The following is a 23,296-nucleotide window of genomic DNA, read 5'->3' on the forward strand; positions in this document are numbered from 1 at the left end:
ACTTATCATCGCTGCGCCGTTAGCGCTGAGGGTTGTGCATTCTAAGCATTTCCCATTTGTTGTCAACACTTAATTTTGATTTTCTTTCGAAGCATTCAAACTCAAGTTTTATTTGACTCCCGACTCGTTGGCTCGTTGCTTTTCAGCGCGGCTCCCCGTGTCGGTGGATGCGCATTATAGGGAGATCCGATTTAAGTGCAACCCTTTTTTTGATCTTTTTATTCGTTCGAACAACTATTGAACAAAAACAGCTATTATGTACAGATAACATCCAAAATAAGACAAATCTTACTATTAGAACTATATTAATTATTGCGAAGTTTAATTAACTCGTTAAGATAGCTAGCTTATTTGTTAAATTAATGTTTAACCTTCTTTTAATTGGTATATGTATATGAAGTCTTTTGATCATAAAGTCATTTTGATCACTTTGGTTATTGCAGTTATGAGCTTTTTCATTGTCGATCTTGCATTAAGCTCTGCTCAACTCGACGCTGCATTGATGTTGGCCGTAGGTATTATTGTCGGCAGTATCGTAGCCCAGCTTTCAAAAAGTGATACACAACAAGAAAAACAATCAAACTTAGCAACTACTACATTATATGTAGGTAACTTACCATATAGAGCCAATGAGCACGTTGTTCGTGAGCTTTTCGAAGAACAAGGTAAAGTATTTTCTGTTCGTCTATTAAAGGACAAGAATACAGGTAAGCGGCGTGGCTTTGGTTTTGTAGAGATGGCTAAAGGGGATGCGGACAAGGCCATCAGCCAACTCAATGAAAGTGAGTTTCAACAGCGCACACTAAAAGTGAGAGAGGCGAAGCAAAAGCCTGAGGGTGAAGTAAATCACTCACCAGCTTGACTTGCTTTAACTGAAGGAGATTAACGCTACTTCTTCTTTGCTATCCAAAACAGGCGCCGTTGCATAGAACTTGACTTCTTTTGGCTGCGCCTTTTCTATATTTATTTCCTGCTTTCCAAGCAAAGAAACAGCTCTGTTAGCTATGGCCTTTCCCGAGTCAACCAACTCAATATGATCAGGTAGGCATTCTTTGATATTATCGGCAATTAACGGAAAGTGCGTACAGCCTAACACTAAACGGTCAATGGAATACGGAATATGTAGCAGCTTGAGTTCCTCACACAGCGCCGCTTGATCAAGCGTACTGTGCCAGTAAAAATGTTCAGCTATTCTAACTAGCTCTGTAGAATGCAAAATCTCGACTTTACATCCACCTGCAAAGTCATGAATGAGTTTTTGTGTGTAAGTATTATTGGATGTCGCAGGTGTTGCTAACAAAGCGATGTGCTTAGTCTGAGAGCTATACGCAGCAGGCTTAATAGCAGGAACTACACCTATAATAGGGATTTGAGTATGTTTTCGCGCCTCTTCTAACGCATAAGTTGAGGCGGTATTACAGGCAATAACAATCATATCAACATTACTTAAGTATTGCTCTTGCCAAACAATGAGTCCCTTAATGCGTAATTTAATTAATTCCTGAGGTTGCAGACCATAAGGAAGAAATGCGTTATCCATAACATAGCTAAAAGTGGAATTTTGAAAACGATAGCGCAAGTGTGACAGAACACTTGTTCCACCAATACCGGAGTCAAAAACTAGAATATGTGACACACTTCATCCCCTAAATATTTAAGGAATGAAGTTTGCCATGAGTCACAATGAAAATAAACTCGATCAGCTTGTTTGTTGTTGCTCTGCTGATGAGCCCTTATTTGATTCATTTAAGCGGTTGAAAAAGCTGCTCGCATAATCCAAGAATTCATTTAACCTGGATTGCCCTTCATTCATCCATGCAAGTATATTTGGCAATTCGTTGTTAGCATTGAGCGCTTTTGCTTGCTCTTGAATGTCTGCTAGTTGCTTATTCAGAGGTACAAACGCCTTCTCTAGTTCTTTCATCGGATTGCCTTGTTGATACTGTGCAATCGCGGCAGATGTTTTCGTTTGCTTTAAGTCCATTGTGAAGTTGGTGATTTGGTCAGAGTTTAAACTAAGTGACTTTGCCATATCGAACGCTTCATCATACTCACCGCCAAAGAACGCATCGCTGACATTGCGAATATCTTCCATCATATCGTTGATTGCTTGCTGCTCTTCTTCGTTCAGCTCTCCATTTACTTTAATCGAAAAGTTCACCTCTTGAGATGACTGGGAGCCATATGCAGCACCAAAGTTGTTGCCTTTTTGGGCCACGCTCGCAGCAGACCCTTGTGAATATGCGTCAGAAAATGAAATAACAACCTCATCACCTTCCGCTGTAGTGAACGCATATTCGGCCTGATTCGATAAGCTTGCAAATTGCGCCGCACTGATAGCCATTGCCTTTGGAGACTTTTCTTCAAATAGTTCTTTTTCGAAGTCATCAAGCCCTTTAAATATACCCTCTCGAGACTTTTCAATCCCTTCTTCAATATCAGAATTAAACGCCCCCATCCCTTTTAGCTCTTCACTGGCTTCATCAATACCTTGCAGCACACCTTTGCGTGCCCCATCCAGCATAGATTTTAATTCATCGTCATTTTTACCGTCTACTTTCGCTTTTTTCACTGCACCTTGAACGAAATCAAGTACGTTTTTCACTATCGCTTCAAAGTCAAACAATGGTTTGTCTTTTTTATCCTGCGTAGGTTTCTCAATACCAAGCGCTTCTGCGAGTTTGTCATCAAGAATTTTGGCAGCGAGTTTAGATTTATCCCCCGCATAACTATCTGAATTTATTTGGATATGTGGTCCTATCCCTTTGCTCTGTCCAGGCTTGTGCTGCATCGCTGGATTGAGCAATTGATTTAAATGCCCGATTTTCATGGTATGCCCTCCAATATATTAGTTAGATTATCGGCATATTTGTGCAAAGCTAAAGTAAAATGACTAAAAAAACGCCAAAACGATTTTAGTCACTATGCTAGACTGGACAAATTAACGACGCTCCCTAAAATAGCGCCTCTTAATTCAACATAGATGGTTTTAGTATGGCAGTAATAAAGATTGATGATTCAGCATACGAGCAACAATTGGCTGAAAAAGCTGAGCGTATCACAGCACAATTTGCACAGTTTAATGCGCCAGAATTAGAAGTGTATGACTCTGCAACTCGCCATTACCGCCAACGCTGCGAATTTAGAGTCTGGCATGATGGCGACGACTTGTTTCACATCATGTTTGATCAACAAAGTAAAGAAAAGCTTCGTGTTGATAGCTTTGACCCGGGTGCCGAGCTTGTCAATGAAATGATGCAAGTCATGATAGACAAACTTAAAGGCAATGAGGTCTTACGCCGAAAATTATTCCAAATTGATTACCTTACTACCCTAAGTGGTGAAGTACTGATTAGCCTTTTATATCACAAGCAACTTGATGAAGCGTGGCACACTGCTATGCTGGAGTTGCGTTCTGAGTTGCAACAGACTTACAAAGTGGACTTTATAGGACGTGCTAGAAAACAAAAGGTCGTATTTGGTCATGATTATGTCACAGAAAAGCTCGTGGTTAATGGTAAAGAATATATTTATCAGCAAGTTGAAAACAGCTTTACGCAGCCAAATGCCCAAGTGAATCAAAAAATGCTAGCGTGGGCGCAGTCTATCAGCGAGCCGCTTAGCAATGATTTACTTGAGCTTTACTGTGGTAACGGTAACTTTTCTATCGCATTAGCTGGTTCATTCGACAAAGTGCTGGCTACGGAAATTTCTAAATCATCGGTAAAGTCTGCACAGTTTAATATCGCAGCAAACAAAGTCGACAACCTTGATATTATCCGCATGTCGAGTGAAGAGTTTACGCAAGCCATGAAAGGGCAGAAGTTTTCACGATTAGAAGGTATCGATTTACAGTCCTATGATTGCCAAACCATTTTGGTCGATCCGCCGCGAGCGGGTATGGATGAGCTAACCTGTCGCTTAGTCAGCAACTACGACAACATTATTTATATCTCATGTAATCCAGACACGTTAGAGCGTGATTTAGCCTTATTATGTGAAACACATAAAATCGCACGTATGGCAATTTTCGATCAATTCCCTTACACCCATCATATTGAATCTGGCGTTTACTTAGTAAGAAAGTGATTTATAACGTTTAACGACTGGCTGCCATTGCTGTGATAAGCGCTGGCAGCTGAGTTTCGCTAAATACTTGAATACCGGATTGCTGTAATAAAGACGCCGTCAGACCCTGCCCCACTACTTTTTTACCGGTATGACTACCATCGTAAATCAGATTGCTGCCGCATGACGGACTGGACTCTTTTAATAACGCAAACTTTATATCGTGTTGAAGGCATGCCGCAAGCGCTTTTCTAGCACCAAGCTCAAACGATGCAGTAAAATCATCACCATCTTTACTCAGCACTCTACCCTCTATTAACTCTGCAGGTGGGCGGGGTGTTGGTAACCCACCTGATACTTCGGGGCACAAAGGTAACACCCAGTTTTTTTTCCGCCAATATTGCAAGGTATTATCTTGTAAACTTTGCGATGATGCGTCGTAGCGCACCGGATAACCTAATAGACAACTTGAAACTAAAATTTTAAACATAAAAAAGCCCCGCAATTATGGCGAGGCTAGTCTAATACAAATTATCGACTATTTCTTGGCTAAATAGTTCACCAGCGCTGCAATTTGTTCAGGCTTGGTAGTACCAGACTCACGTAGCAACAATTTATACTTGCCATTGACAATAAACGTTGGCACACCAGTTAGCGCACCTTTACCTGAAAGGGTTTTCTGCATTCGCTGCATTTTCGATGTTTTAGTACGAACAGCGAAACTGGCATACAGCTTATCAAATTTCTCTCCATCAACTCCTTGAGCCACAAAAATATCTTTTACGTCTGCAAGTTCGTTAATTTTGGCACGTTTACCATGAATATGGTTGAACATCGCTGCAACGATTTTGTCTTTTTGCGGTAATACTTCCGCTGTCGCTAGTGCTTGTGCCAAAACCTGTTGGATTTCTGGCTCTCTAGGGCCAACAAAGTCAATATGGCTCTTTTTAAACTTCACCCCTTCGTCTAGCTTTGGCTTCACGTCAACAATCAAATTTTCCATTACATTACAAGCGGGGCAATAGAATGAGAAGTACTCCGTAAGCTCTGGCTTTTTAGTACCACGCTCAGCAATGACCTCGTAGTGAACACCTTCTTCATATGGTGCTGCTTGCGCCATGAGCGGTAGCATCAATGCAACAGCTAAGCCTTTTAATACCTTAAACATACTCGCTTTCTCCAGTCCTTATTTCTTTAATAAATATGCAATCAATTTATCGAGTTGCTCTTGGCTTTCAATACCTTTCATCTCGATTTTGTACTTGTCATTAACAATAAAAGTTGGGACGCCTGTCAACGCTCCAGCTTTTGAAAACTTCTCTTGTGCTGTCAGCATGTTATTTTCAGCACTTATTACAGGCATACTTGTCACTGCTTGATCAAACTGTGTGGCAGAGATCCCATTTAATTCCATGAGTGTTTTAAGGTCTTTAATATCGAGTAGTCTGTTTTGTTCAACATGGATCGTGTGAAAAATTTTCTCAGCGATAAGATCTGATTTACCAGCTTGCTTAGCAATAATATACGCATAACTTAAGTTCGTTTGCGTGTCTTTAGGAATACCACCTAAAAAGTTCACATGGCTTTTCTCAAAGTACGCACCATCAGGTAAATTCTTCTCTATCGCCTTTGCAATCGGTTCAAAGCGAAAACAGTGAGGGCAGTAAAAGGAAAAGAACTCTGTCACTTTTTGATCTTTACTTTGTGCTGTTGTCAATGTCGAATAGTGTTTGCCATCAACAAAGTCTGACGCCATTGCGACAACGGGCAAAAATAGCGCAATCAGTGCAACTTTTAATTTTTTTAGCATGTTACTCTCTCTAATTTTCAAGGAAATAGGCTCAAACTTGGTTCATCAAGGGCTGCCAGTTGCTCTTTTAGTGCAAGGATCTGTTGCTCCCAGTATTTGCCTGTCGCGAACCAAGAAAAGTTCCTTTCGAATGCAGGATCTTGCCAACGCTGTGCCAACCATGCCATATAGTTGATCATTCGCATAGCGCGTAAAGGCTCAATCAGTGCCAACTCGTTAGCATCGAAAGGCATAAATTCTTCATATCCCATTAGTAGGGTGTCTAGTTGTACAAGTTTTTCATTTCGATCGCCATTTAGCATCATCCACAGATCTTGTATCGCGGGACCTTGCTGACAATCATCGAGGTCAACTAACATTAACTGATCTGCGGACCACAGTAGGTTACCCGCGTGACAATCACCATGAAGCCTGATTGTCTTTGGAACCTTATACTTCTGCGCCGCTTTGTTAATAACTTGCTCGAGAATAGTAACAAATGGAGTATGCAAATGACTAGGCACTAAGTCACTTTTTAAAAGTAATGTTTTTGCATCAAACAGGAAACGCTGTGTATCTAACATTGGCCTGTGCTCAAAAGCCTGCTGTGCAGATAAGCAATGTAAACGTCCAAGATAACGGCCTAATATTTCTAAATGCTCAAGGTTATCTAGTTCAAACTGCCGCCCACCAACACTGGGAAAAAGCGTATATCGGTAACCTTGGTAGCAGTGTAGCGTTTTACCTTGGATAGCCAAGGGTGCGACAACAGGGACTTCTGCATCTTTAGCAAGCAATGCAAACTCGTGCTCTTCAAGTATTTGGGGATCTGTCCATCGTGCTGGACGATAGAACTTCACAACGTAACGTTTGCCGTCATCGGCACCGAATTGATAAACACGATTTTCATAGCTGTTTAATGGCAGCAATCCGGTTGTCGGGTACACTTCTAGCGCCTCTATCGCGTCGAGGATCAAATCAGGTGTCAGTGCGTTAAAACTAAAATCATTCATCATATTTATTAAAAAAGCGAGGGCTTACCTCGCTCTTTACCTTAGTAATTTATCTTCCCTTAAAGAAGTTAGTCGGCTGGGCTAGCCTCTCATCAGGGTTATCTTGATTGATGAGAACAAACTCAAACTCAGTCACTGGCTTTTTCAAGTCGTACGGGTCAATAACCACAGACAACGGCACATCCATCGTGCTGCCAGCCGCTAAATGAACTTGCTGCTTACCTAACACTTGATAATTATCTAGACCAGAGATCTCAATCGAAAATTTCTGCTCAACTTGTGCTTTATTTATCACCTTAAGGGTATAAGTATTCTCGATTAGCCCTTCGATATTAACACGGTATAGCTGGTTTCTATCGCGAATAATATCAAGATCCATCGGCATACGCATCGCTATGTTAGCCACTAACGCTCCCGTAATTACGAGCAGAATCATTAAGTAACCAATTAGCTTGCCTCGTACTGTTTTGGTTTTTTCAGTAGAGACTTCTAGATTGCGCTCTGTCGTGTATGCGATTAGTCCTTTAGGATAATTCATTTTATCCATCACGCCATCACACGCATCGATACAAGCGCCACAGTTTATGCACTCATATTGCAACCCATTACGAATATCAATCCCTGTCGGGCACACTTGAACACATAAATTACAATCAATGCAGTCGCCAAGTCCGAGTGCTTTGGGGTCTTGCTTACGACTTCTAGGGCCTCGGCTTTCACCGCGCGTCGCATCATAACTCACAGTAAAAGTGTCTTTATCGAACATGGCTGATTGGAAACGTGCATATGGACAAATATGTAAGCACATAATTTCCCTCATCCAACCAGCATTGCCGTAGGTACATACTGTAAAAACGATGATACTGAGCACGGCATAGAATCCCGCTGAGAAAGCCAACAGATCAGGGATCAGCGAACGTATTGGCGTAAAGTAGCCAACAAAAGTTATCGCGGTGTATAACGAGAATAAAATCCAGCAGCCATGCTTAGCGCTTTTACGCCAAAATTTATCAAAGTCCATGGGTCTTTGATCTAGCTTTTTGCGTTGATTGGCAGTGCCTTCAAACTTTTCCTCAAACCAGATAAAAATAAAAGTCCACACTGTTTGTGGGCAAGTGTAGCCACACCAAACTCGACCGTAAAACGTAGTTACCAGAAATAGCGCAAAGGCAGCAATCATTAGAATAAAGGCGAAAATTGTCAGATCTTGTGGCCATAAAGTCATGCCAAAGATATTAAACTTTTGTTCAAAGATATCGAACAACACAGCTTGATGGCCGTTAAAGTTTAGCCAAGGTAATACCATAAACGCCAACATGCCGATAAAACCAATTCGCCTTCTCAACAACTGATGTAAGCCCGATACAGCGCGTACATAGATACGATTTCGAGGATTGAAGCGATCCGGCGTCGAGCTATTGAGTGACTTCCCTGCTGCGCCATTTGACGGTGGCTGAATTTTAACTTCTGACGGTATGTTTTTAACCTTGATTCTATCGTTCTCCATGGAAGCTCCTTAGTGCTTTGGAACGAGATGCACTTGCTACAGTGACCTTATACCATTTTATCTTGATACTAGCTCAATTAAGGGAGTATTTCAGACGCTAACTGCGTTAAAACTTTCTTATTTAGAACAGCTAAATAACAAGTTTTGTTTGGTTATCGAGACGACCCTCTCGTCCTAGAATACATTTCTTAATTAAGCAAATTGGCATTACATAATAAACGCTAAACTATTGCGATGTGCCCCATGACATTGTTTAGCAACTGCCATTATACGCCTTGAAACTCTATGATTAATAGTAAGTTGAGCTAAAACCCATCATAAATGATGAGAGATTAGTTGCGGCTTGACTGGCAAGTTTATTACACTAGGTGCAATATTTTTGTTAGCTAGATCAAGTCTGCACTAGATTATGAAAAAATTTTTAGTATTAGCCATTATAGTCGTTGCGTTATTCACTGTAGATCATCCTTTAATCAAAGAGCCCAGAGAAAGGCTTTTGGGACAAGGTGTAAACACACTCAGTGAATCTAGCAAAATCCAGCGAAGTACAGCTGCAAGAATTGCCAGGGCAAACGTCGCTAAAGCAATCACAATGACAGAAGATGAGAAAGCTTATATCAACGAGGCGCTTGCAAGTGATGAGAAAGTGCGACTTTTTCACCTCAAATACTGTAAAGAGAATGACTATAACCTGTACTTTTACGGTTCAGACCTCATTACTATTTGTGAAATAGCCAGCCAAGCAATCCAAGAAGCTGAGGGGTTATAATGGACTTTAGTCAACTCAACAAACAACGTGCAAAATCTTTCAATGATCAAAAAGCGTTAATTAAAAAACTGAGCCAAGGTAGAACGGTTATTTGCCCTCACTGCGAGTTACCAATCTCACTTACGCTAAATCAACACGCCCAACGTAGCGCCATAGCACGCTGTCAAACTGGCTGCACACTCATTGAGCTTGACCTTATGTAGAGGACTATTCAAATAGTCCACTTTTTACTGCTGCCACTTCAACCAATTCGGCATAAGACCCTGCAAATTCATCGGCAAGTTGAGCTTGCGTTACTTGAAATTCCTCTAGCGATTGCCCTATCTTTTCACAATACAAGGTGAGCTGGTGTTCACCTAAGGCAAACAACCCGAGCTGCTCAGTACTTACTTGGAGCGCCTGCTTTATGTCATCAGCCAATGGACTTGACATCAGTTGCTCATAAAATGGCGTGGCAGCCATCAAAAACCCTTCGGCCCAATTTATTTTTTCAGGCAATGGGGTGTCCGCATGCCATGGTAGAGTAAATCCTGTTTCATACACCTGTTCTGAAATCTCATGATGGAGTGCCATTAATGCAAATACCACACTTTCATCCAATGCAGGATCCGCATTCGTTAAAACTTTAAGCCACTGCTGTGCTTCAATCCCGTTAGGATCGATGCAGGTTGCGTATAAATAGCCTTGCAAAAAAGAGATATCAATTGACAGCTTACGCGTTGAGAAATAGTTTTCTAGACAGTGCTGTTGTGCAGGAGTGAATGAGAAATTGTGCATAATATTGCCTTACCAAAGACGCACCTTTTTGCGCCTTGAAAAAAGATCTAAATCTATGAGTGCACCTTGGTACACTGTTTTTTTATCAATTGTCTTAATTAAGATTGCTATTTTGAGGCGAGAACATCTTGTCAATAACCCCGTTACCGCGTCCTGCTATCGCCAAGGCACCTACATCCGTGTAGGTAAGGCAAAAATTTTGCTACTTACTTGTTCTAAATAAGAAATTTTTAACGCTGTTAGCGTCAGATTTACGCCTTCAAATTGAGCAAGTATTAAGGCTAATTGCTATTAAAGGTTTACAGGATAACGTCCATCCGCATCTGGGCGGCCAAGAAATTTCACAGCATCATGCACTTCTTTGGGCAAGCTAGCTTCAGGTTTAATATTACCGGCCACTCGAAACTGAAAGTTTGCAGCCAACGTAGCATCAGCTTGCAGTCCTAAACGATTTTCAGGATCAACAACCACTGCAATGTCACCAGATTTACAGTCAAGCTGACCACTTAAGTCACCGATGCTAAACCATCCATTCATTCCTTTCACATCGATATTTGGACTACTAATCTCACCGTTTAGCCCGTTACAATAAGGTGCGCCGCTTTGATACTTTTTGATGTTCACAATAACGCGCCCTTTGGCGTCAACAGGTAACGGTAAAGTGACCTGATCCATCGCTTGTTCAACACTAAAGCGCAACGAAGCGTTACTCACAGATACCGAGCGGTTTAGTAGACTTGAAGAAAAACTCGCTTTGCCCGAAATTTCACTTGTATCTCTTGGGTTACCAAACTTGATATTGCCAGCAAGCTCTCCAAGTATTAAAGCGGCAGGCTCAATCTCCCACTTCACTTGGTTTAGCTGAATGTTATTGAATCTTACTCCACTGACTTGACCATCCCATACTGAGCCATTGACTGCGCCCAATTGAAGATTATTCGGTAACTGCCCTTTAAAAACCTGCAACAATACGGCTGCTGGCATAGTGAAGGTACAAAAGACAATGAAAGCAAATAAGAAAATGATTAGCAGAGTTAGTGTATTTTTCATAATTATTTCTCTAAAACCAAGCGACTAACACGGACAAAACCTGGAGTATTACCTTGTGTTAAATCTAAGTTTTCTACTCTCACTCCGTGGCGATTGGTTAGCTCATCGACCCAAGCAATTAATTGATTGAACTCAACGTTATCTATCGTCAATCTTAATGCGTCACCATTTGGCTGCATTTTACTAATATCGATTTTAAAACGACTCCGCGTACTATTTACAACCTGACTAATGCTACCACTACTAGTCACTCGTGTAGGGCTATTAGCTTTTAGCTTATTAACACTTTGCCCCACCCAATTAACCAATTCGTGATTACGCTGTAATTTTAGTTCAGCATCATTAACCGCTTGGTTTAATGGTCTAAAGATCCCCATTACCAATACGAATACGACAAAGACAGCACCAGCAAAAATCAATAGCTTCTGCTCTTGTTCTTTCAGGCCTTGCCAGTAGTTGATCACCTGCTGCTTCATGCTGCACCTCCTATGCGGATTTCACCAACCACAAAGTCACCATCATTATTCAGTGCCCCCTGTTCGACGCTCACTCCTCGCTGTTCCAAAATTGATTTCACTTGACCAAAAACCTGGAACTCTTTCGCTCGCGCTCTGATCCTTAGCTCATTTCTGCGCTTGTCGTAACGTAACGTTTCTGGTGTAAAGGCCTCAACCTCATCATAGATAGCAATAAAGTGGTTGGTGAGCTCTAATAGTCCACCTTGCTCTGCACCCGATAAAGCATTTAACTCATTTTGAATTTGCTTTTTTAACAAGTGCGGGCGAACAACTTTATTTGGAAACGCCTGCTGGTAAAGCGCAACGGCTTGACCCTCTAATTGCTCAGCTTGATGACTCACCACATATAGCTGAGTCCCTTTGATGGCAATAAAGCTCACTACCGCAACACTTGCAGCTAACAAGCCACTACGCCAATCTCGCCACCACTGTGGTTGCTTTTTCTTTGCAGCAAAGCACCCTTGACGTAAATTAAAGTCAATCGTGGGCAGTGTTTTTGCAAAAATTGCCAGTGGCAGGTCATATTCTTGTTGCTGTGCCGAAAGCACGACATCATTTGAGAAGCCGGTCGCAGGGCTAAAATGCGCGACCTGTTCAGTGCCGGCTATATTGAGATAGTCATTAACCCAGTTTATTTCTGCTGCACCAACTTGCCAGTCACTGTGCTTAAATAACCACTGTGCTCCTAACTGCACAGCACTTTGCATCCCCTCCTTTAGCGGGAGGCACAGCGCATCAGGAATTGCTTTATAAACAGTGATCCCCGCATCTTCGCAGATATTGAACCAATCCTGAAGCCACTCACTGTCACAGATTGCCACGTCAATCGTGTGCACATCGCCTTTCATTCCGGGCTTGCCGATTGCAACAAATAAGTCATCAATGTCTGTTGCGACCTGCTCTTCCAACATAAAGGGAATTGCTTGCTCTAATTTTCTATTCCATTTTGCTGGCAGTTCAAGCGTTCGCAATTGTACTGCCGTTGCTGGCAGTAGTAACACCACATTTCTTGTTTGCGCTTTCTCAGCAAGATTGCTGAGTTGCTCACTCCCTTCCAGCTCACCACTGGCAATAATTTGCTGCTGCTCGGTTGACCAAACCATCCAGTTTATTATCGCTTGGTGTGACTGATCCACTCGGATCAATAATTGTTCTGTCACTCTACGCCTCCAAATTTGCGAGCAAGCACGTACGCTTTACCATCTTTTGTTTCTATAATTGATGTGAGAGAAAAGCGCCGCTCATCAAACACAGCTGTTGCTCGCAACTGAAAATAGTTGCTGTTAATCGTAAATATTTTGGAAGTCTTGTTAGGCTCTTTGACCCCTTGATTTGCGACTTCCGTGTAAAACTCGTTCAGATCTGTAAACCCTTTTTTGGGTCTCGCAGAGATAATGGCTTCTGCACCTGACTTTGATAAACCTGGAATTAAGGCACTCAATAAAAGCGCTTGCTCTGGCAACACTGTATTGACGTTAACCGCCAACTCTTCACTGCCTGGGATAACACAAACATATGGCTTTATCTTTTCCATGACTAATGGGTTAAAGCCTTTAATCACTCGAAGTTCACTCACTGATGCCAACAAGTTGTTTGCAGCCAAATAAGGAGTTTGATTTGACATATATTCATCTTCTTCAGCGCCAGAGCGATATGTAATACTGTCCTCATCAAGCCAATCGTAAACACTGTCAGCTAGCGTTTCCTCACTTTCCGTACTCGGCAGGTCTTCGATATTTTTTAACAGTTCGAGTAGCGCGCCATGAGCGACGTTGGTGCTCTTAGCACCAACTTGCTGGCTGCGCTGATTGCCATCATTTACCTGTGCTTTGGCTCTTAATGCGTTAAGATTTAAACAAGCTTGTAAATCCGTTACTTTGCCACTTAATGTGCCATGATCAACTGGGTATGGAACTTCTTCTCGCGCCCAAGGCTGATCTAAATTGACCGAATCTGGGTCATCTTTTTTAGCTTTAATTAGCGCCCTTTTTACAAGCTCTTCCGCTCCATAGCTGTACCACTTTGCTTGCTGTTGTGTCTGAATGTTTGAGGCCTTTTGTACCTGAACCATCAAACTGGTAGCCATTTCTGCTGCTATCGTGGCAGCCAATGCGACAATAAATAGCACGATGACTAGCGCTGCCCCCTGCTGCTTCATGGGTTTTGCTCCTTATCATCAGCCTTTCCACTACCTGGAGTTAGAAACAACCGGCTGATAGGTTCAGAATCTTTTCTTTGTAACGTAACCTTAACCGCTTTGGGGAGTGATTTTGACTTCCAATCAGTTTGCCATTTTAATTTATCATCAAGAAACTCAAATTTAAGTTCTTCTACATCCTCTAAAATAACCTGAGCTCGAGGCTCTGTACCATCAAGCTGATCAACATACACGCGGTAAATACGTTCTAAGTTGTCATCGACTACACGATAACCTACAGCTTGCAGTTCAGAGCGAGGCAATAAACTAATTGGGTTAGTCCAGCCATCACGAACAAACGCAATACCATCGTATTGACTCTCTAACTCATAGCGACCATGAATAATGTAAGTCGGACTAAAGTCACCAGCTTCATTGCGAACTTCGCGCTTAGTGATCTGATTAAAATCCTGATCCATTAAACGMAAAGTCGTTTGAAGCCCTTCTATTTCTTTAATCGTCTCTTCTGACGCAGCCTGCGCTTTTAATGTTGAATCTAAGATTTGATGCGTGGCAGTTACCACTACTGCCAATATAGCGAGTGCTAATAACACCTCAATGAGTGTGAAGCCGCGATGTTTATCTATTTTCACTACTTACCTCGGTACATAAATGTCGTGATGTCATACACCGAGTTTTTAAGTTCAGGTTCGCGAAAGACGTGAACGGTCAGTTTCACAAAGTTTGGATCTGCTGTCTTTTGGATTTGCTGCTGCCAATACCAAGTTACCCCAGCCATTTCCTCTTCGCCTTTATTTCCGCTCTTTCCGTGCCAGTTTTCCCCTTGAGCACGTAAGAAAACTAAGCGATTTTCAGCAACCCATGACGCATAAGTCTGCTCCTCAAGTGAGCTGATATGAGTGATATGTTCACTGGTTGCTTGCATCGCAGCAATACCTGCTACAGCACAAATACTTAATGCAACCATGACTTCGAGTAAGGTAAAGCCTAAGCTCTTATGACTACTCATAGCTGCGGCTCCCGCTTAAGCGCAACAGGTGCCATAAACTCCCCTTCAATGAAAAATATAGGTTCTTGAAGCGCTTTGTCTTCAATACTGAGCCTAAACGCGCTCACTTCACCAGAGGATAAAATCAGTACCTGGGGAATTTTAAGCTTTTTCAATTCAAGGAAATTATCATCATCGCCACCTCCCATTAGCTCTCGCCAATTCGCTTGCTCAAGCAAGTTATCCTGTGACCAAGGAAGATCTTCTAAGATCAATTCAACCTTGTACTGCTCTGGAAATTCAACAGCTTTGAAAATATCGTCAGCTTCAAAAGGACGCCATTTCTCACTGTCAAATACCAAAAACTCTAATTTTTCTTTATCTAGATGGAAGCCAAGCTCCACCTGATTGAGCACTGCAAATTCAGAAGCAAGATTCACTGTCCCCTGCAGGCGAAGCGCCATTTGTTCAAGCTCTTCTTCGTTACTATCACTAACCGTGTAAGTAATTAAGTTAACGGAAAAGGCAATGATCACTAAAACAACGAGGACTTCGAGTAAACTGAAGCCCTTGAGTTTACTACCCACTTTGCCACGCAGAGGATACTTCATCGCTTAACGTTCGTCTTCTGAGTCCCAGTTACCGATATCATCATCGGTGCCCACTTCTCCATCAGGTCCCATCGAGAAAATGTCGATTTGGTTCATTTCACCAGGACTAACTAACTGATAAGGATTTCCCCACGGATCTTCTGGCAGCTTAGAAATAAAACCACCTTCAGGGAAGCGCTTTGGCACAGGATCGATATTTGTTTGAGTTACAAGCGCCTCTAAGCCTTGTTCTGTCGTCGGATAGCGCTTGTTTTTTAACTTATACATTTTCATCGCATCTTCGATTTGACGAATATCTAAGCGTGCTTTCTCTTTTGCTGCTTCTTCTTGTTGCCCCATCACATTTGGTGCAACGATAGATAAAATCATACCAATGATCACTAGTACTACCATCACTTCTAGTAGTGAGAAACCTGATTGCTTTTTCACAATGTTTACCTCAATGCTGTTATTAACGGCCAAATACAACAAGTACAAGGCCTTTCCTTTTTGACTATAATCCTACGGCTTTGTTCATCGCCATTATTGGCTGAAGTATTGCCATAACAATAAACAGTACAATAATCGCCATTGTCGCTATCATTGCAGGTTCTAGCAATTTCAGCGAGACATTTACCATACTTTCAAACTCTTGCTCTTGGTTATTAGCTGCACGCTCAAGCATTTGCTCCAACTCACCTGATTTTTCTCCGCTGGCTATCATATGTAACATCATTGGCGGGAACATCTTGGTTTGTTGAAGTGAAGCTCTAAGGCTTGCCCCCTCGCTCACCCGAGTGGCAGCCTCAGCGACTGAAGCCTTTATTTTTTCGTTTTCGAGTACTTGCCCTGAAATTTTCATTCCCTCAAGCAGCGGAACCGAACTTGATGACAATATACTAAGGGTACGAGCAAAGCGCGCAGTATTAACACTACGAGTTACCTTGCCTAGCCCCGGTAAGCTCAGCAATTTGCTGTCGTACCAAAAACGAAATTTAGGTTTTTGAAGTGCTTTTTTAAATATATAGGTACCAATGACACACACAGCTAACGTGATCATCCAGTAGTTTTGCACAAAATTACTTGCTGCCATTACCCACTCAGTTGTCCATGGCAACGCTTGCTTTGACTTTTCAAACGTTTTCAAAATTTTTGGTACTACGGTACCGAGCAATATAGAGACAATCGCAATGGCAAATACAACCAAAATAATTGGATATACCATGGCCTGAGTAATTTGACTGCGCATATGTTGGCGCTGCTCTGTATAATCAGCCAAGCGGTTCAGTACTTCATCCAAGTGGCCTGATTTTTCACCTGCCGCGACCATTGAGCGATATAAGTGATCAAACACATGCGGAAATTCTGACATACCATCAGCAAGCGTATAACCTTCGACCACTTTGGAGCGTACCGCCATCAGCATACGCTTTAATCTTGGCTTTTCACATTGCTCTGCTACCGCCATAACCGCCGCCTCTACTGGCAACGAAGACTGTATTAGGGTAGCAAGTTGACGGGTGATCAACGCAATATCTGAAACCGAAGGGCGGTACCCTTTAAATAGCGAAAATCCAGCGTTACTTTGACTCTTTTCTTTCTCAGCAGCCGGTAGCACTTCAAGCGGCATTAACGCCTTTTCTCTTAGCATCTGCCGAACTTGCTTTGCGGTATCAGCTTCTAAAATTCCTTTTTTTTCTTTACCTTTACCATCTAAGGCGCGATATTCAAAAGCTGCCATTAGCCTTCCTCACGCGTTACACGCAATACTTCTTCCAAGGTTGTTTGGCCTGCAAGTACTCGCGAGCAACCATCTTGCCTAATGCTTGGCGTACGTTTACGGATATACTTTTCGACGGCTTGTTCACCTTTGCCGTTGTGAATAAGCTCACGGATTGCTTCGTCCACTATTAGTAGTTCATGGATACCAGTTCGACCCTTATAGCCGTTGTAATTACATTCCTCACACCCTACAGCACGATATATTTGTGTATTACTGTCTTTGGCTACACCCAGTAACTCACATTCACGTTCATCGGCTAAATGTGCTTCTTTACAATTAGAACAAAGTGTTCTGACCAAACGCTGCGACAACACCCCTAACAGTGACGAACTTAACAGGAATGGTTCCACTCCCATGTCTTCCATACGAGTGATGGCACCTGCGGCAGTGTTCGTGTGTAGGGTTGATAACACCAAGTGACCAGTTAGTGAGGCTTGCACGCCGATTTGTGCAGTTTCTAAATCTCGGATCTCACCAACCATAACAACATCAGGGTCTTGACGCAGGATTGCACGCAACCCTCGAGCAAATGTCATATCTACTTTAGGGTTAACTTGAGTTTGGCCTATGCCGGGGATCTCGTATTCAATGGGATCTTCAACCGTTAAGATATTACGATCTCTGGAGTTGATTTGCGTCATACCTGCATACAAAGTGGTACTTTTACCAGAACCTGTCGGGCCTGTAACCAAGATGATGCCATGAGGTTTTGCGATAATCTCAGCAAAAGCATCTCGATTAGCTTGAGTCATACCAAGGTCTTCCAGGTCTAACCTTGCGTTGTTTTTGTCAAGTAAACGTAATACGACTCGCTCACCAAAGCTCGAAGGCATGGTTGATACCCTAACATCCACAGCTCGACCTGCGATCCTAAGGCTGATCCTACCATCTTGCGGTACACGCTTCTCAGCAATATCTAACTTTGCCATTACTTTGATACGCGATACTAGTAGCGAAGACAACTTACGGTTAGGTTTTAAAACCTCTTTTAACACACCGTCAACCCTAAAGCGGATCACTAACTCTTGTTCAAACGTTTCGATGTGTATATCCGACGCACCTTCTTTAATCGCCTCGCTCAGCATCGCATTGATTAGCTTAATGATTGGTGCATCATCATCTGCGGCGAGCAAATCTTCGGTTTGTGGAAGCTCTTCAGCCAACGAAAATAGATCCATTTCGTTGCCAATGTCTTCCATCATCTGCTGAGTCTCAGAGCTATCTCGTTGATAGGCAGCTTCTAGCATGTGCTCAAACCGAGCTTCATCTAGCTCCTCAAGATAAAGTGCTTTAGCTGCGACGCGGCGAACTTCCATCAAGGTTTCTAAGTCAAGCGTGCCTTTGTGAATTAACTTGACCTGATCGCCATCTGGACTGAGTAACACACCTTTTCGACGTGCATAAGAAAATGGCAAACGAAGTGCTACCGTAGAAGTATCTGCTACCGCAACAATATCATCAGATGCTGAGCTGGCATTTTGTAACTGCGCCGCCATTTCCTCAGCTTCAGCATCTAAACTCGGCGCGACTTCTTCGTTAATCATCTTCACGCTCTTTACGGTTTTGCTCTTTTAAAAACTCTTCATACGTCGGTGGCAACGTCAGCTTGTCATCCCACTTGGGTAGTATTGGCGTATCCTCAAACGGCATAAGCTCAATTCCCTCTTCCCTGTGTTTATGCTGTTCACCACGAATGAAGTTGTATTTAGAATGACTGATTTCATTCATGCTACGACTATCACGAATGATAGTTGGGCGAATGAACACCAATAGGTTACGCTTTTCTTTTTTGGTACCTGTCGATCTGAATAAGTGTCCAAGAATTGGTATATCACCGAGTAACGGAACTTTAGAAACACTCTCTTGTACCGTTTCATCAATCAGACCACCAAGAATAACCATGCCACCATCATCAGCAATAACGGTTGTATTAATAGCCCGTTTCGCTACTCTAATGTCGACAGAAGTGGCACCTTTAACACTAGAAACTTCTTGTTCAATGGTCAGCTGAACAGCACTTCCGTCATTGATCTGTGGCGTTACTTTTAACTTGATACCCACTTCTTGACGGTCCACCGTTTGGAATGGGTTAGAATTATTATCATTAGCAGTCGAGCCTGTTACGATTGGCACTTCTTCACCGACAATCATAGAGGCTTCTTCGTTATCCATCGTTGTTACCGATGGCGTTGCCAAAATATTTGAATTGGTGTCTGTGGTGACGGCTTGAATAATCGCACCCCAATCGTTTTTCACGATACCTGCTGCTAGACCATTGATGTTTTTAAGCAACCCAGCTAACCCGCTGTAATCTCCACGCTCAGTGGTTGTTGTATTAGACACATCATTATCATCAGTTCCTATGATGGTTCCTTTAATCTCTTTATCTCGTGCTTGTTCTGCTGCCACGGCCAAAGAACCAACAGGGACTGTGGTACCATCATTAAATTGCAGCATGCCACCTTTTTCAGAGATCCACTGCAAACCTAAATTAATACCATCAGCTTCAGATACCTCTACAACAATTGCCTCAACGAGTACTTGAGCCCGACGAATATCAAGTTTTTTAATCACTTGGCTGAGCGAGCGCATTGTGTCAGGTTGTGCAGTGATCACCAATGAATTCGAGTCTTCGTGGGCTTCTATGCTGGTATCTTGTTTTTTAGTGTTTAGCTTTCTAGCTGTTTGACCACCTGCTTGCTCTTCCTCGATTGACTTGCTGACCCCTTGCAGTACCTTCACTAAGTCTTCAGCTTTTGCATAATTCAGATAGAAAACCTGAGTATTGCCTTGTGATTGCAGCTCGTCATCTAAGCGTTTGATCAGTTCTGCTGCTCGGCTACGAGCTTGAGACTCTCCGCTCACAATGACGCTGTTGGTACGGGTGTCTGATACAATCTTGGGGATCAAAAAATCAGGCATGCCGCCTTTACCCGAGTCTTGGAAGATTTTCTCTACCACTTTTACCACATCGTCTGCGGTCGCATGCTTTAGCTTTACAATATCTACTCGTTTATCACCGGCTTGGTCTACCGTTTTGATGATATCAACAAGGCGATTTACAGATGAAGCATGCCCTGTCAGCATCATCACATTGGCGGAGTTAAGGTTAGTCACGTGACCGCCATCTTTTTGGTCACTGAATTGACGGATAAGAGGGCCGAGCTCCTGTACGCTCACGTTTTTCACACGCACCACGCGCGTAACCATCACATCGCCATTTCCGCGTTCTTCACCTGATACCAGTGGCACATTTGACTTCTTACCATCGGAGCTACGAACAACTTTAAGCACACCAGTATCCATTTCAATAACGGAATAGCCGTACACTTCGAGCACATTTAGGAAAAACTGATAATATAGCTTTTCATCCATCAACTCATAGCTGCGCACATTAATGTTACCGCGCACATTAGGATCGATAATGATGGTTTTGTTTAGCTTATCACTAACGATATTAATGAACTCATTGATATCTGTGCCTTTGAAGTTCGCTGCATATTCAACCGCAGAAACAGAAAGTGAAATACCAGCAGCAATTAAGAGTGTTGCATACTTAGCTAACCCTTTTTTGGTTTTTGTGAGGTGTAGCTTTTTACCCATTATTCTAAAACTCCAAAATTAATAACTTTACAGGCTAAACTGCACATCCATCACTTGACCGTCTCGCTCGATCGTGATGTTCGCATCTGTACTGGTTCTCAGCTCGTTAATTGCTGACATAGCCTGTTTCATATCCGTGAGTTGAAACCCGTTAATAGCGATTGCTAAATCATTCGCTTGTAGTCCTACCTGTTTGAATAGTTCAGGATCTTTGCCGGGTGAAAGGCGGTACCCGATTAACTCACCACTGCGTCGCTCGGGTGAAATTTTTATATAGTCAAATAGCTTTCCAGGATCGCTGAGTAGCTCTTGACGACGATTTGCTAATTCATTGCGGGTCGGGGTAGGCGAAGTGGTATTATTTACTATTTGTTTGGTTCTCGTGGGCATTGCCACAGTACGGCTAAATTCTAATCCGTCTAACATCAAAGTTTCAAAGCGGCCGCTTACATCCAAAATCACACGATCTGGAAGCACACGCGCCAACTTTGCTCGAGTCCCCTTAATCGCAGCATTTACTGAGTACGTTTCTTGGCGACCTTGTGACTCAATAATCGCCAGTCCTGCACCATCATCTTGGCTGACAGCAACAATCCCAGTTAATCTCACATTTAATGTCGTTTCGGGCGCATCTGAGACAATCGGTTCCGGTTTAACTTCAGCTACTGAATTGGCTTTTCCAAATAAGTTTTGTGCTACGATCCCTTGACTAGTAACGCTTTTACCAGATTGGCTATATAACTGTGAAGCTGGCAGTAAAGGTTGTGTTTGTGGCACAGGCCATAACAACCAAAACAGTTGCGAGAAGAGAAACGCAACATAAACAACCGACAGGACAACAATAATGCGACTCAATTTTGCATGGGGCAAACCAAGCCAGAGCTTCTGAAGCTGTTGTATCTGTAATTCCATATAATACTTTCTTATTCTATTTAACGCCCCAGTGTACCGCCTTGATATTTTTTCAACAAGCGCGCAATTGTTAAACTTTTTATTTAATTAGGTACACCGTAAGCCAATTAACTGAATCTAAACTTAACGTTAGAACATAGACACCCATATTCGTTCACTTTTTAGGTAAAATGCGATTAACTCACAAGTTTAGTGCCTGCCGTTCACTTTGTTTGCATAGCGAATTATGCTAAATTTACTAGGTTAAATTTCACTCTTGCAAATAGTTAACGAATTGTGACAAAACTCCAACAGGAAAACAACCAATCTGAACAGAAAGTTCGAATTGATAAATGGTTATGGGCTGCCCGCTTCTATAAAACCAGAGCACTTGCGCGTGATATGGTTCAAGGTGGCAAAGTACACTATAACGGTCAACGATGTAAACCTAGTAAAACGGTTGAAGTCGGTGCGGTTATCAAGTTGGCTCAAGGTTATGAAGAAAAAGAAGTAACCATACTCAAAATTATGGAGAAGCGCCAGGCTGCTCCTATCGCTCAAACGCTTTACGAAGAATCTGAAGCGAGTATTGAGAAACGAACTCAAAACGCGTTGGCGCGCCAAAATAATAGTTTGTTTGCGCCACGTCCAGCAACTAAGCCGGATAAGAAACAACGCCGTGAATTACTTAAACTGAAATCAAACTAGGATTTTCATTGATGCAGACTGATTTACTCCATCGTTATATTTTTGACAAACTTGACGTGCGCGGAGAGCTTGTACAAATAGAACAAACTTTTACTGACATTATCAGTGGTCATAATTACCCGGAGCCAGTACAACATCTGCTTGGTGAGCTATTAGTTGCAACCAGCTTGCTGACTGCCACACTAAAGTTTGAAGGTGATATTGCCGTCCAATTACAAGGTGATGGACCGGTGAAGTACGCAGTGATCAACGGAAACCACAAGCAACAAATGCGTGGTATCGCCAGGCTGCAATCAGAAATTAAAGGGGGATCTATCCCTGAGATGATTGGTAAAGGCTATATGGTTATTACCATTACCCCTATCAAAGGCGAGCGCTATCAAGGTATTGTACCGCTCTCAAAGGATACCCTTGCAGAATGTCTTGAAGATTACTTTGAACAATCTGAACAGTTAAAAACACGCTTATGGTTTGCAACAAGTGTAACGGACGAAAAAGTAAAAGCTGCGGGCTTGTTCTTACAAGTTTTACCTGTAAATAAAGAAAAGTCGATTGCTGACTTCCAACACCTTGAGGCATTGAGTAATACAATAAAGCAAGAGGAAATGCTGGATCTTGATGCTAACACTGTATTAACACGCCTGTATCACGAAGATAACCCACAGCTATTTGAGCCGCAAACTATCTCGTTTGTGTGTGGTTGTAGCCGTGAGAAAACCGAAAACGCGCTAGTAAATGTTGGGCAAGCAGCCTTACTTGAAGACTTACAAAAGCAGGGTGAAATCAACATCAGCTGCCATTACTGCTTAAAGAACTATGTTTTTAGCGAACAAGATGTGAAGTCACTATTTAATTAAATTTATAGTAGGACTTTATTGTAGAATGAAACCGCCATTTTTGGCGGTTTTTTTGTCGCCCCATGGTGATACCGGTGTCATAAAACTGGCAAAAGTTATGACACCGGTATCATTGAAATTATTCAAGTTTTTTGACGTTTTTATGTAATTTTAAGGCCTCCAAAGGCTCGAATATCTCAATTTCATCTGTTACTATAAATTTAGCTAAGGGCAAGAGTACCCCAGAG

Annotated in this window: 26 protein-coding genes; 6 read left to right on the forward strand and 20 right to left on the reverse strand. The window is 42.3% G+C overall.

What is annotated here, in order from left to right:
• Positions 1 to 394 precede the first annotated feature (394 nt).
• Positions 395 to 862, forward strand: coding sequence for an RNA-binding protein (locus EAG18_RS17730; RefSeq protein WP_125253696.1), 468 nt, complete (start codon positions 395 to 397; stop codon positions 860 to 862).
• 6 nt (positions 863 to 868) lie between these two features.
• Here the strand turns inward: EAG18_RS17730 and murI are convergent, their stop codons facing one another.
• Both murI and EAG18_RS17740 read right to left on the reverse strand, forming a co-directional pair.
• On the reverse strand, positions 869 to 1,636 hold the full coding sequence (gene murI, locus EAG18_RS17735; protein ID WP_125253697.1) for a glutamate racemase: 768 nt from the start codon (positions 1,634 to 1,636) through the stop codon (positions 869 to 871).
• A gap of 63 nt (positions 1,637 to 1,699) precedes the next feature.
• Entirely contained in the window at positions 1,700 to 2,830 is a 1,131-nt protein-coding gene (locus EAG18_RS17740; protein ID WP_125253698.1) for a DUF5610 domain-containing protein, read from the reverse strand.
• Between the two features lie 164 nt (positions 2,831 to 2,994).
• Here EAG18_RS17740 and trmA point away from each other — a divergent pair, with 164 nt between their 5' ends.
• Positions 2,995 to 4,089, forward strand: a complete 1,095-nt coding sequence (gene trmA, locus EAG18_RS17745; RefSeq protein WP_125253699.1) for a tRNA (uridine(54)-C5)-methyltransferase TrmA — start codon at positions 2,995 to 2,997, stop codon at positions 4,087 to 4,089.
• Between the two features lie 10 nt (positions 4,090 to 4,099).
• Here trmA and EAG18_RS17750 read toward each other — a convergent pair whose 3' ends face one another.
• Genes EAG18_RS17750 through ccoG form a run of 5 tightly spaced genes read right to left on the reverse strand, consistent with a single transcriptional unit; the run spans position 4,100 to position 8,377 of the window.
• Positions 4,100 to 4,558, reverse strand: coding sequence for a DUF523 domain-containing protein (locus tag EAG18_RS17750; RefSeq protein ID WP_125253700.1), 459 nt, complete (start codon positions 4,556 to 4,558; stop codon positions 4,100 to 4,102).
• Positions 4,559 to 4,606: 48 nt separating this feature from the next.
• The gene (locus EAG18_RS17755; protein ID WP_125253701.1) at positions 4,607 to 5,236 is read right to left on the reverse strand and encodes a thiol:disulfide interchange protein DsbA/DsbL; all 630 of its coding nucleotides are present in this window, start codon (positions 5,234 to 5,236) and stop codon (positions 4,607 to 4,609) included.
• 18 nt (positions 5,237 to 5,254) lie between these two features.
• Positions 5,255 to 5,878: a thiol:disulfide interchange protein DsbA/DsbL gene (locus EAG18_RS17760; RefSeq protein WP_125253702.1), complete on the reverse strand. Its 624-nt coding sequence runs from the start codon at positions 5,876 to 5,878 to the stop codon at positions 5,255 to 5,257.
• Between the two features lie 17 nt (positions 5,879 to 5,895).
• Positions 5,896 to 6,870, reverse strand: a complete 975-nt coding sequence (locus EAG18_RS17765; protein WP_125253754.1) for a serine/threonine protein kinase — start codon at positions 6,868 to 6,870, stop codon at positions 5,896 to 5,898.
• A gap of 49 nt (positions 6,871 to 6,919) precedes the next feature.
• Positions 6,920 to 8,377, reverse strand: a complete 1,458-nt coding sequence (gene ccoG / locus EAG18_RS17770; RefSeq protein ID WP_125253703.1) for a cytochrome c oxidase accessory protein CcoG — start codon at positions 8,375 to 8,377, stop codon at positions 6,920 to 6,922.
• Positions 8,378 to 8,786: 409 nt separating this feature from the next.
• Here ccoG and EAG18_RS17775 point away from each other — a divergent pair, with 409 nt between their 5' ends.
• Together EAG18_RS17775 and EAG18_RS17780 are read left to right on the forward strand one after the other, a co-directional pair.
• A complete protein-coding gene (locus tag EAG18_RS17775) occupies positions 8,787 to 9,146 on the forward strand; it encodes a hypothetical protein (protein WP_125253704.1) in 360 nt (119 codons plus the stop codon).
• The gene (locus EAG18_RS17780; protein ID WP_125253705.1) at positions 9,146 to 9,349 is read left to right on the forward strand and encodes a hypothetical protein; all 204 of its coding nucleotides are present in this window, start codon (positions 9,146 to 9,148) and stop codon (positions 9,347 to 9,349) included. The genes EAG18_RS17775 and EAG18_RS17780 overlap by 1 nt, the downstream gene beginning before the upstream one ends.
• Positions 9,350 to 9,353: 4 nt before the next feature.
• On the opposite strand, the gene EAG18_RS17785 is transcribed toward EAG18_RS17780, so the two are convergent.
• The 13 genes from EAG18_RS17785 to gspC all read right to left on the reverse strand — a co-directional run bounded on the left by EAG18_RS17785 (position 9,354) and on the right by gspC (position 21,525).
• Positions 9,354 to 9,923: a UPF0149 family protein gene (locus EAG18_RS17785; RefSeq protein WP_125253706.1), complete on the reverse strand. Its 570-nt coding sequence runs from the start codon at positions 9,921 to 9,923 to the stop codon at positions 9,354 to 9,356.
• Positions 9,924 to 10,214: 291 nt separating this feature from the next.
• A complete protein-coding gene (locus EAG18_RS17790) occupies positions 10,215 to 10,973 on the reverse strand; it encodes a type II secretion system protein N (protein ID WP_125253707.1) in 759 nt (252 codons plus the stop codon).
• Between the two features lie 2 nt (positions 10,974 to 10,975).
• Positions 10,976 to 11,449 (reverse strand): type II secretion system protein M, encoded by a 474-nt coding sequence (locus EAG18_RS17795; protein ID WP_125253708.1) that lies wholly within the window; start codon positions 11,447 to 11,449, stop codon positions 10,976 to 10,978.
• Positions 11,446 to 12,651, reverse strand: a complete 1,206-nt coding sequence (gene gspL / locus EAG18_RS17800; protein WP_125253709.1) for a type II secretion system protein GspL — start codon at positions 12,649 to 12,651, stop codon at positions 11,446 to 11,448. The genes EAG18_RS17795 and gspL overlap by 4 nt, the downstream gene beginning before the upstream one ends.
• Entirely contained in the window at positions 12,648 to 13,649 is a 1,002-nt protein-coding gene (gene gspK, locus EAG18_RS17805) for a type II secretion system minor pseudopilin GspK (protein ID WP_125253710.1), read from the reverse strand. The genes gspL and gspK overlap by 4 nt, the downstream gene beginning before the upstream one ends.
• A complete protein-coding gene (gspJ, locus tag EAG18_RS17810) occupies positions 13,646 to 14,281 on the reverse strand; it encodes a type II secretion system minor pseudopilin GspJ (RefSeq protein WP_125253711.1) in 636 nt (211 codons plus the stop codon). The genes gspK and gspJ overlap by 4 nt, the downstream gene beginning before the upstream one ends.
• Positions 14,281 to 14,658 carry a type II secretion system minor pseudopilin GspI gene (gene gspI / locus EAG18_RS17815; protein WP_125253712.1) on the reverse strand — a complete coding sequence of 126 codons (378 nt, stop codon included), beginning with the start codon at positions 14,656 to 14,658 and terminating at the stop codon, positions 14,281 to 14,283. Before gspI ends, gspJ begins: the two co-directional genes overlap by 1 nt.
• On the reverse strand, positions 14,655 to 15,248 hold the full coding sequence (gene gspH, locus EAG18_RS17820; RefSeq protein ID WP_125253713.1) for a type II secretion system minor pseudopilin GspH: 594 nt from the start codon (positions 15,246 to 15,248) through the stop codon (positions 14,655 to 14,657). The genes gspI and gspH overlap by 4 nt, the downstream gene beginning before the upstream one ends.
• Before the next feature lie 3 nt (positions 15,249 to 15,251).
• Complete coding sequence (gene gspG, locus EAG18_RS17825) at positions 15,252 to 15,677, reverse strand: type II secretion system major pseudopilin GspG (protein WP_170178640.1); 426 nt, start codon at positions 15,675 to 15,677, stop codon at positions 15,252 to 15,254.
• 64 nt (positions 15,678 to 15,741) lie between these two features.
• Positions 15,742 to 16,968: a type II secretion system inner membrane protein GspF gene (gene gspF, locus EAG18_RS17830; RefSeq protein ID WP_125253714.1), complete on the reverse strand. Its 1,227-nt coding sequence runs from the start codon at positions 16,966 to 16,968 to the stop codon at positions 15,742 to 15,744.
• Positions 16,968 to 18,554 carry a type II secretion system ATPase GspE gene (gene gspE, locus EAG18_RS17835; RefSeq protein ID WP_125253715.1) on the reverse strand — a complete coding sequence of 529 codons (1,587 nt, stop codon included), beginning with the start codon at positions 18,552 to 18,554 and terminating at the stop codon, positions 16,968 to 16,970. The genes gspF and gspE overlap by 1 nt, the downstream gene beginning before the upstream one ends.
• On the reverse strand, positions 18,547 to 20,613 hold the full coding sequence (gspD, locus tag EAG18_RS17840; RefSeq protein ID WP_125253716.1) for a type II secretion system secretin GspD: 2,067 nt from the start codon (positions 20,611 to 20,613) through the stop codon (positions 18,547 to 18,549). The genes gspE and gspD overlap by 8 nt, the downstream gene beginning before the upstream one ends.
• A 27-nt stretch (positions 20,614 to 20,640) precedes the next feature.
• Positions 20,641 to 21,525 carry a type II secretion system protein GspC gene (gene gspC, locus EAG18_RS17845; protein WP_125253717.1) on the reverse strand — a complete coding sequence of 295 codons (885 nt, stop codon included), beginning with the start codon at positions 21,523 to 21,525 and terminating at the stop codon, positions 20,641 to 20,643.
• A 276-nt stretch (positions 21,526 to 21,801) separates the two neighbouring features.
• Here gspC and hslR point away from each other — a divergent pair, with 276 nt between their 5' ends.
• Both hslR and hslO read left to right on the forward strand, forming a co-directional pair.
• Positions 21,802 to 22,212 (forward strand): ribosome-associated heat shock protein Hsp15, encoded by a 411-nt coding sequence (gene hslR / locus EAG18_RS17850; RefSeq protein WP_125253718.1) that lies wholly within the window; start codon positions 21,802 to 21,804, stop codon positions 22,210 to 22,212.
• A gap of 11 nt (positions 22,213 to 22,223) precedes the next feature.
• Positions 22,224 to 23,069, forward strand: coding sequence for an Hsp33 family molecular chaperone HslO (hslO, locus tag EAG18_RS17855; protein ID WP_125253719.1), 846 nt, complete (start codon positions 22,224 to 22,226; stop codon positions 23,067 to 23,069).
• The last annotated feature ends 227 nt before the right edge of the window (positions 23,070 to 23,296 follow it).

The sequence above is a fragment of the Pseudoalteromonas sp. J010 genome, from assembly GCF_003934235.1.
Classification (GTDB): Bacteria; Pseudomonadota; Gammaproteobacteria; order Enterobacterales; family Alteromonadaceae; genus Pseudoalteromonas; species Pseudoalteromonas peptidolytica.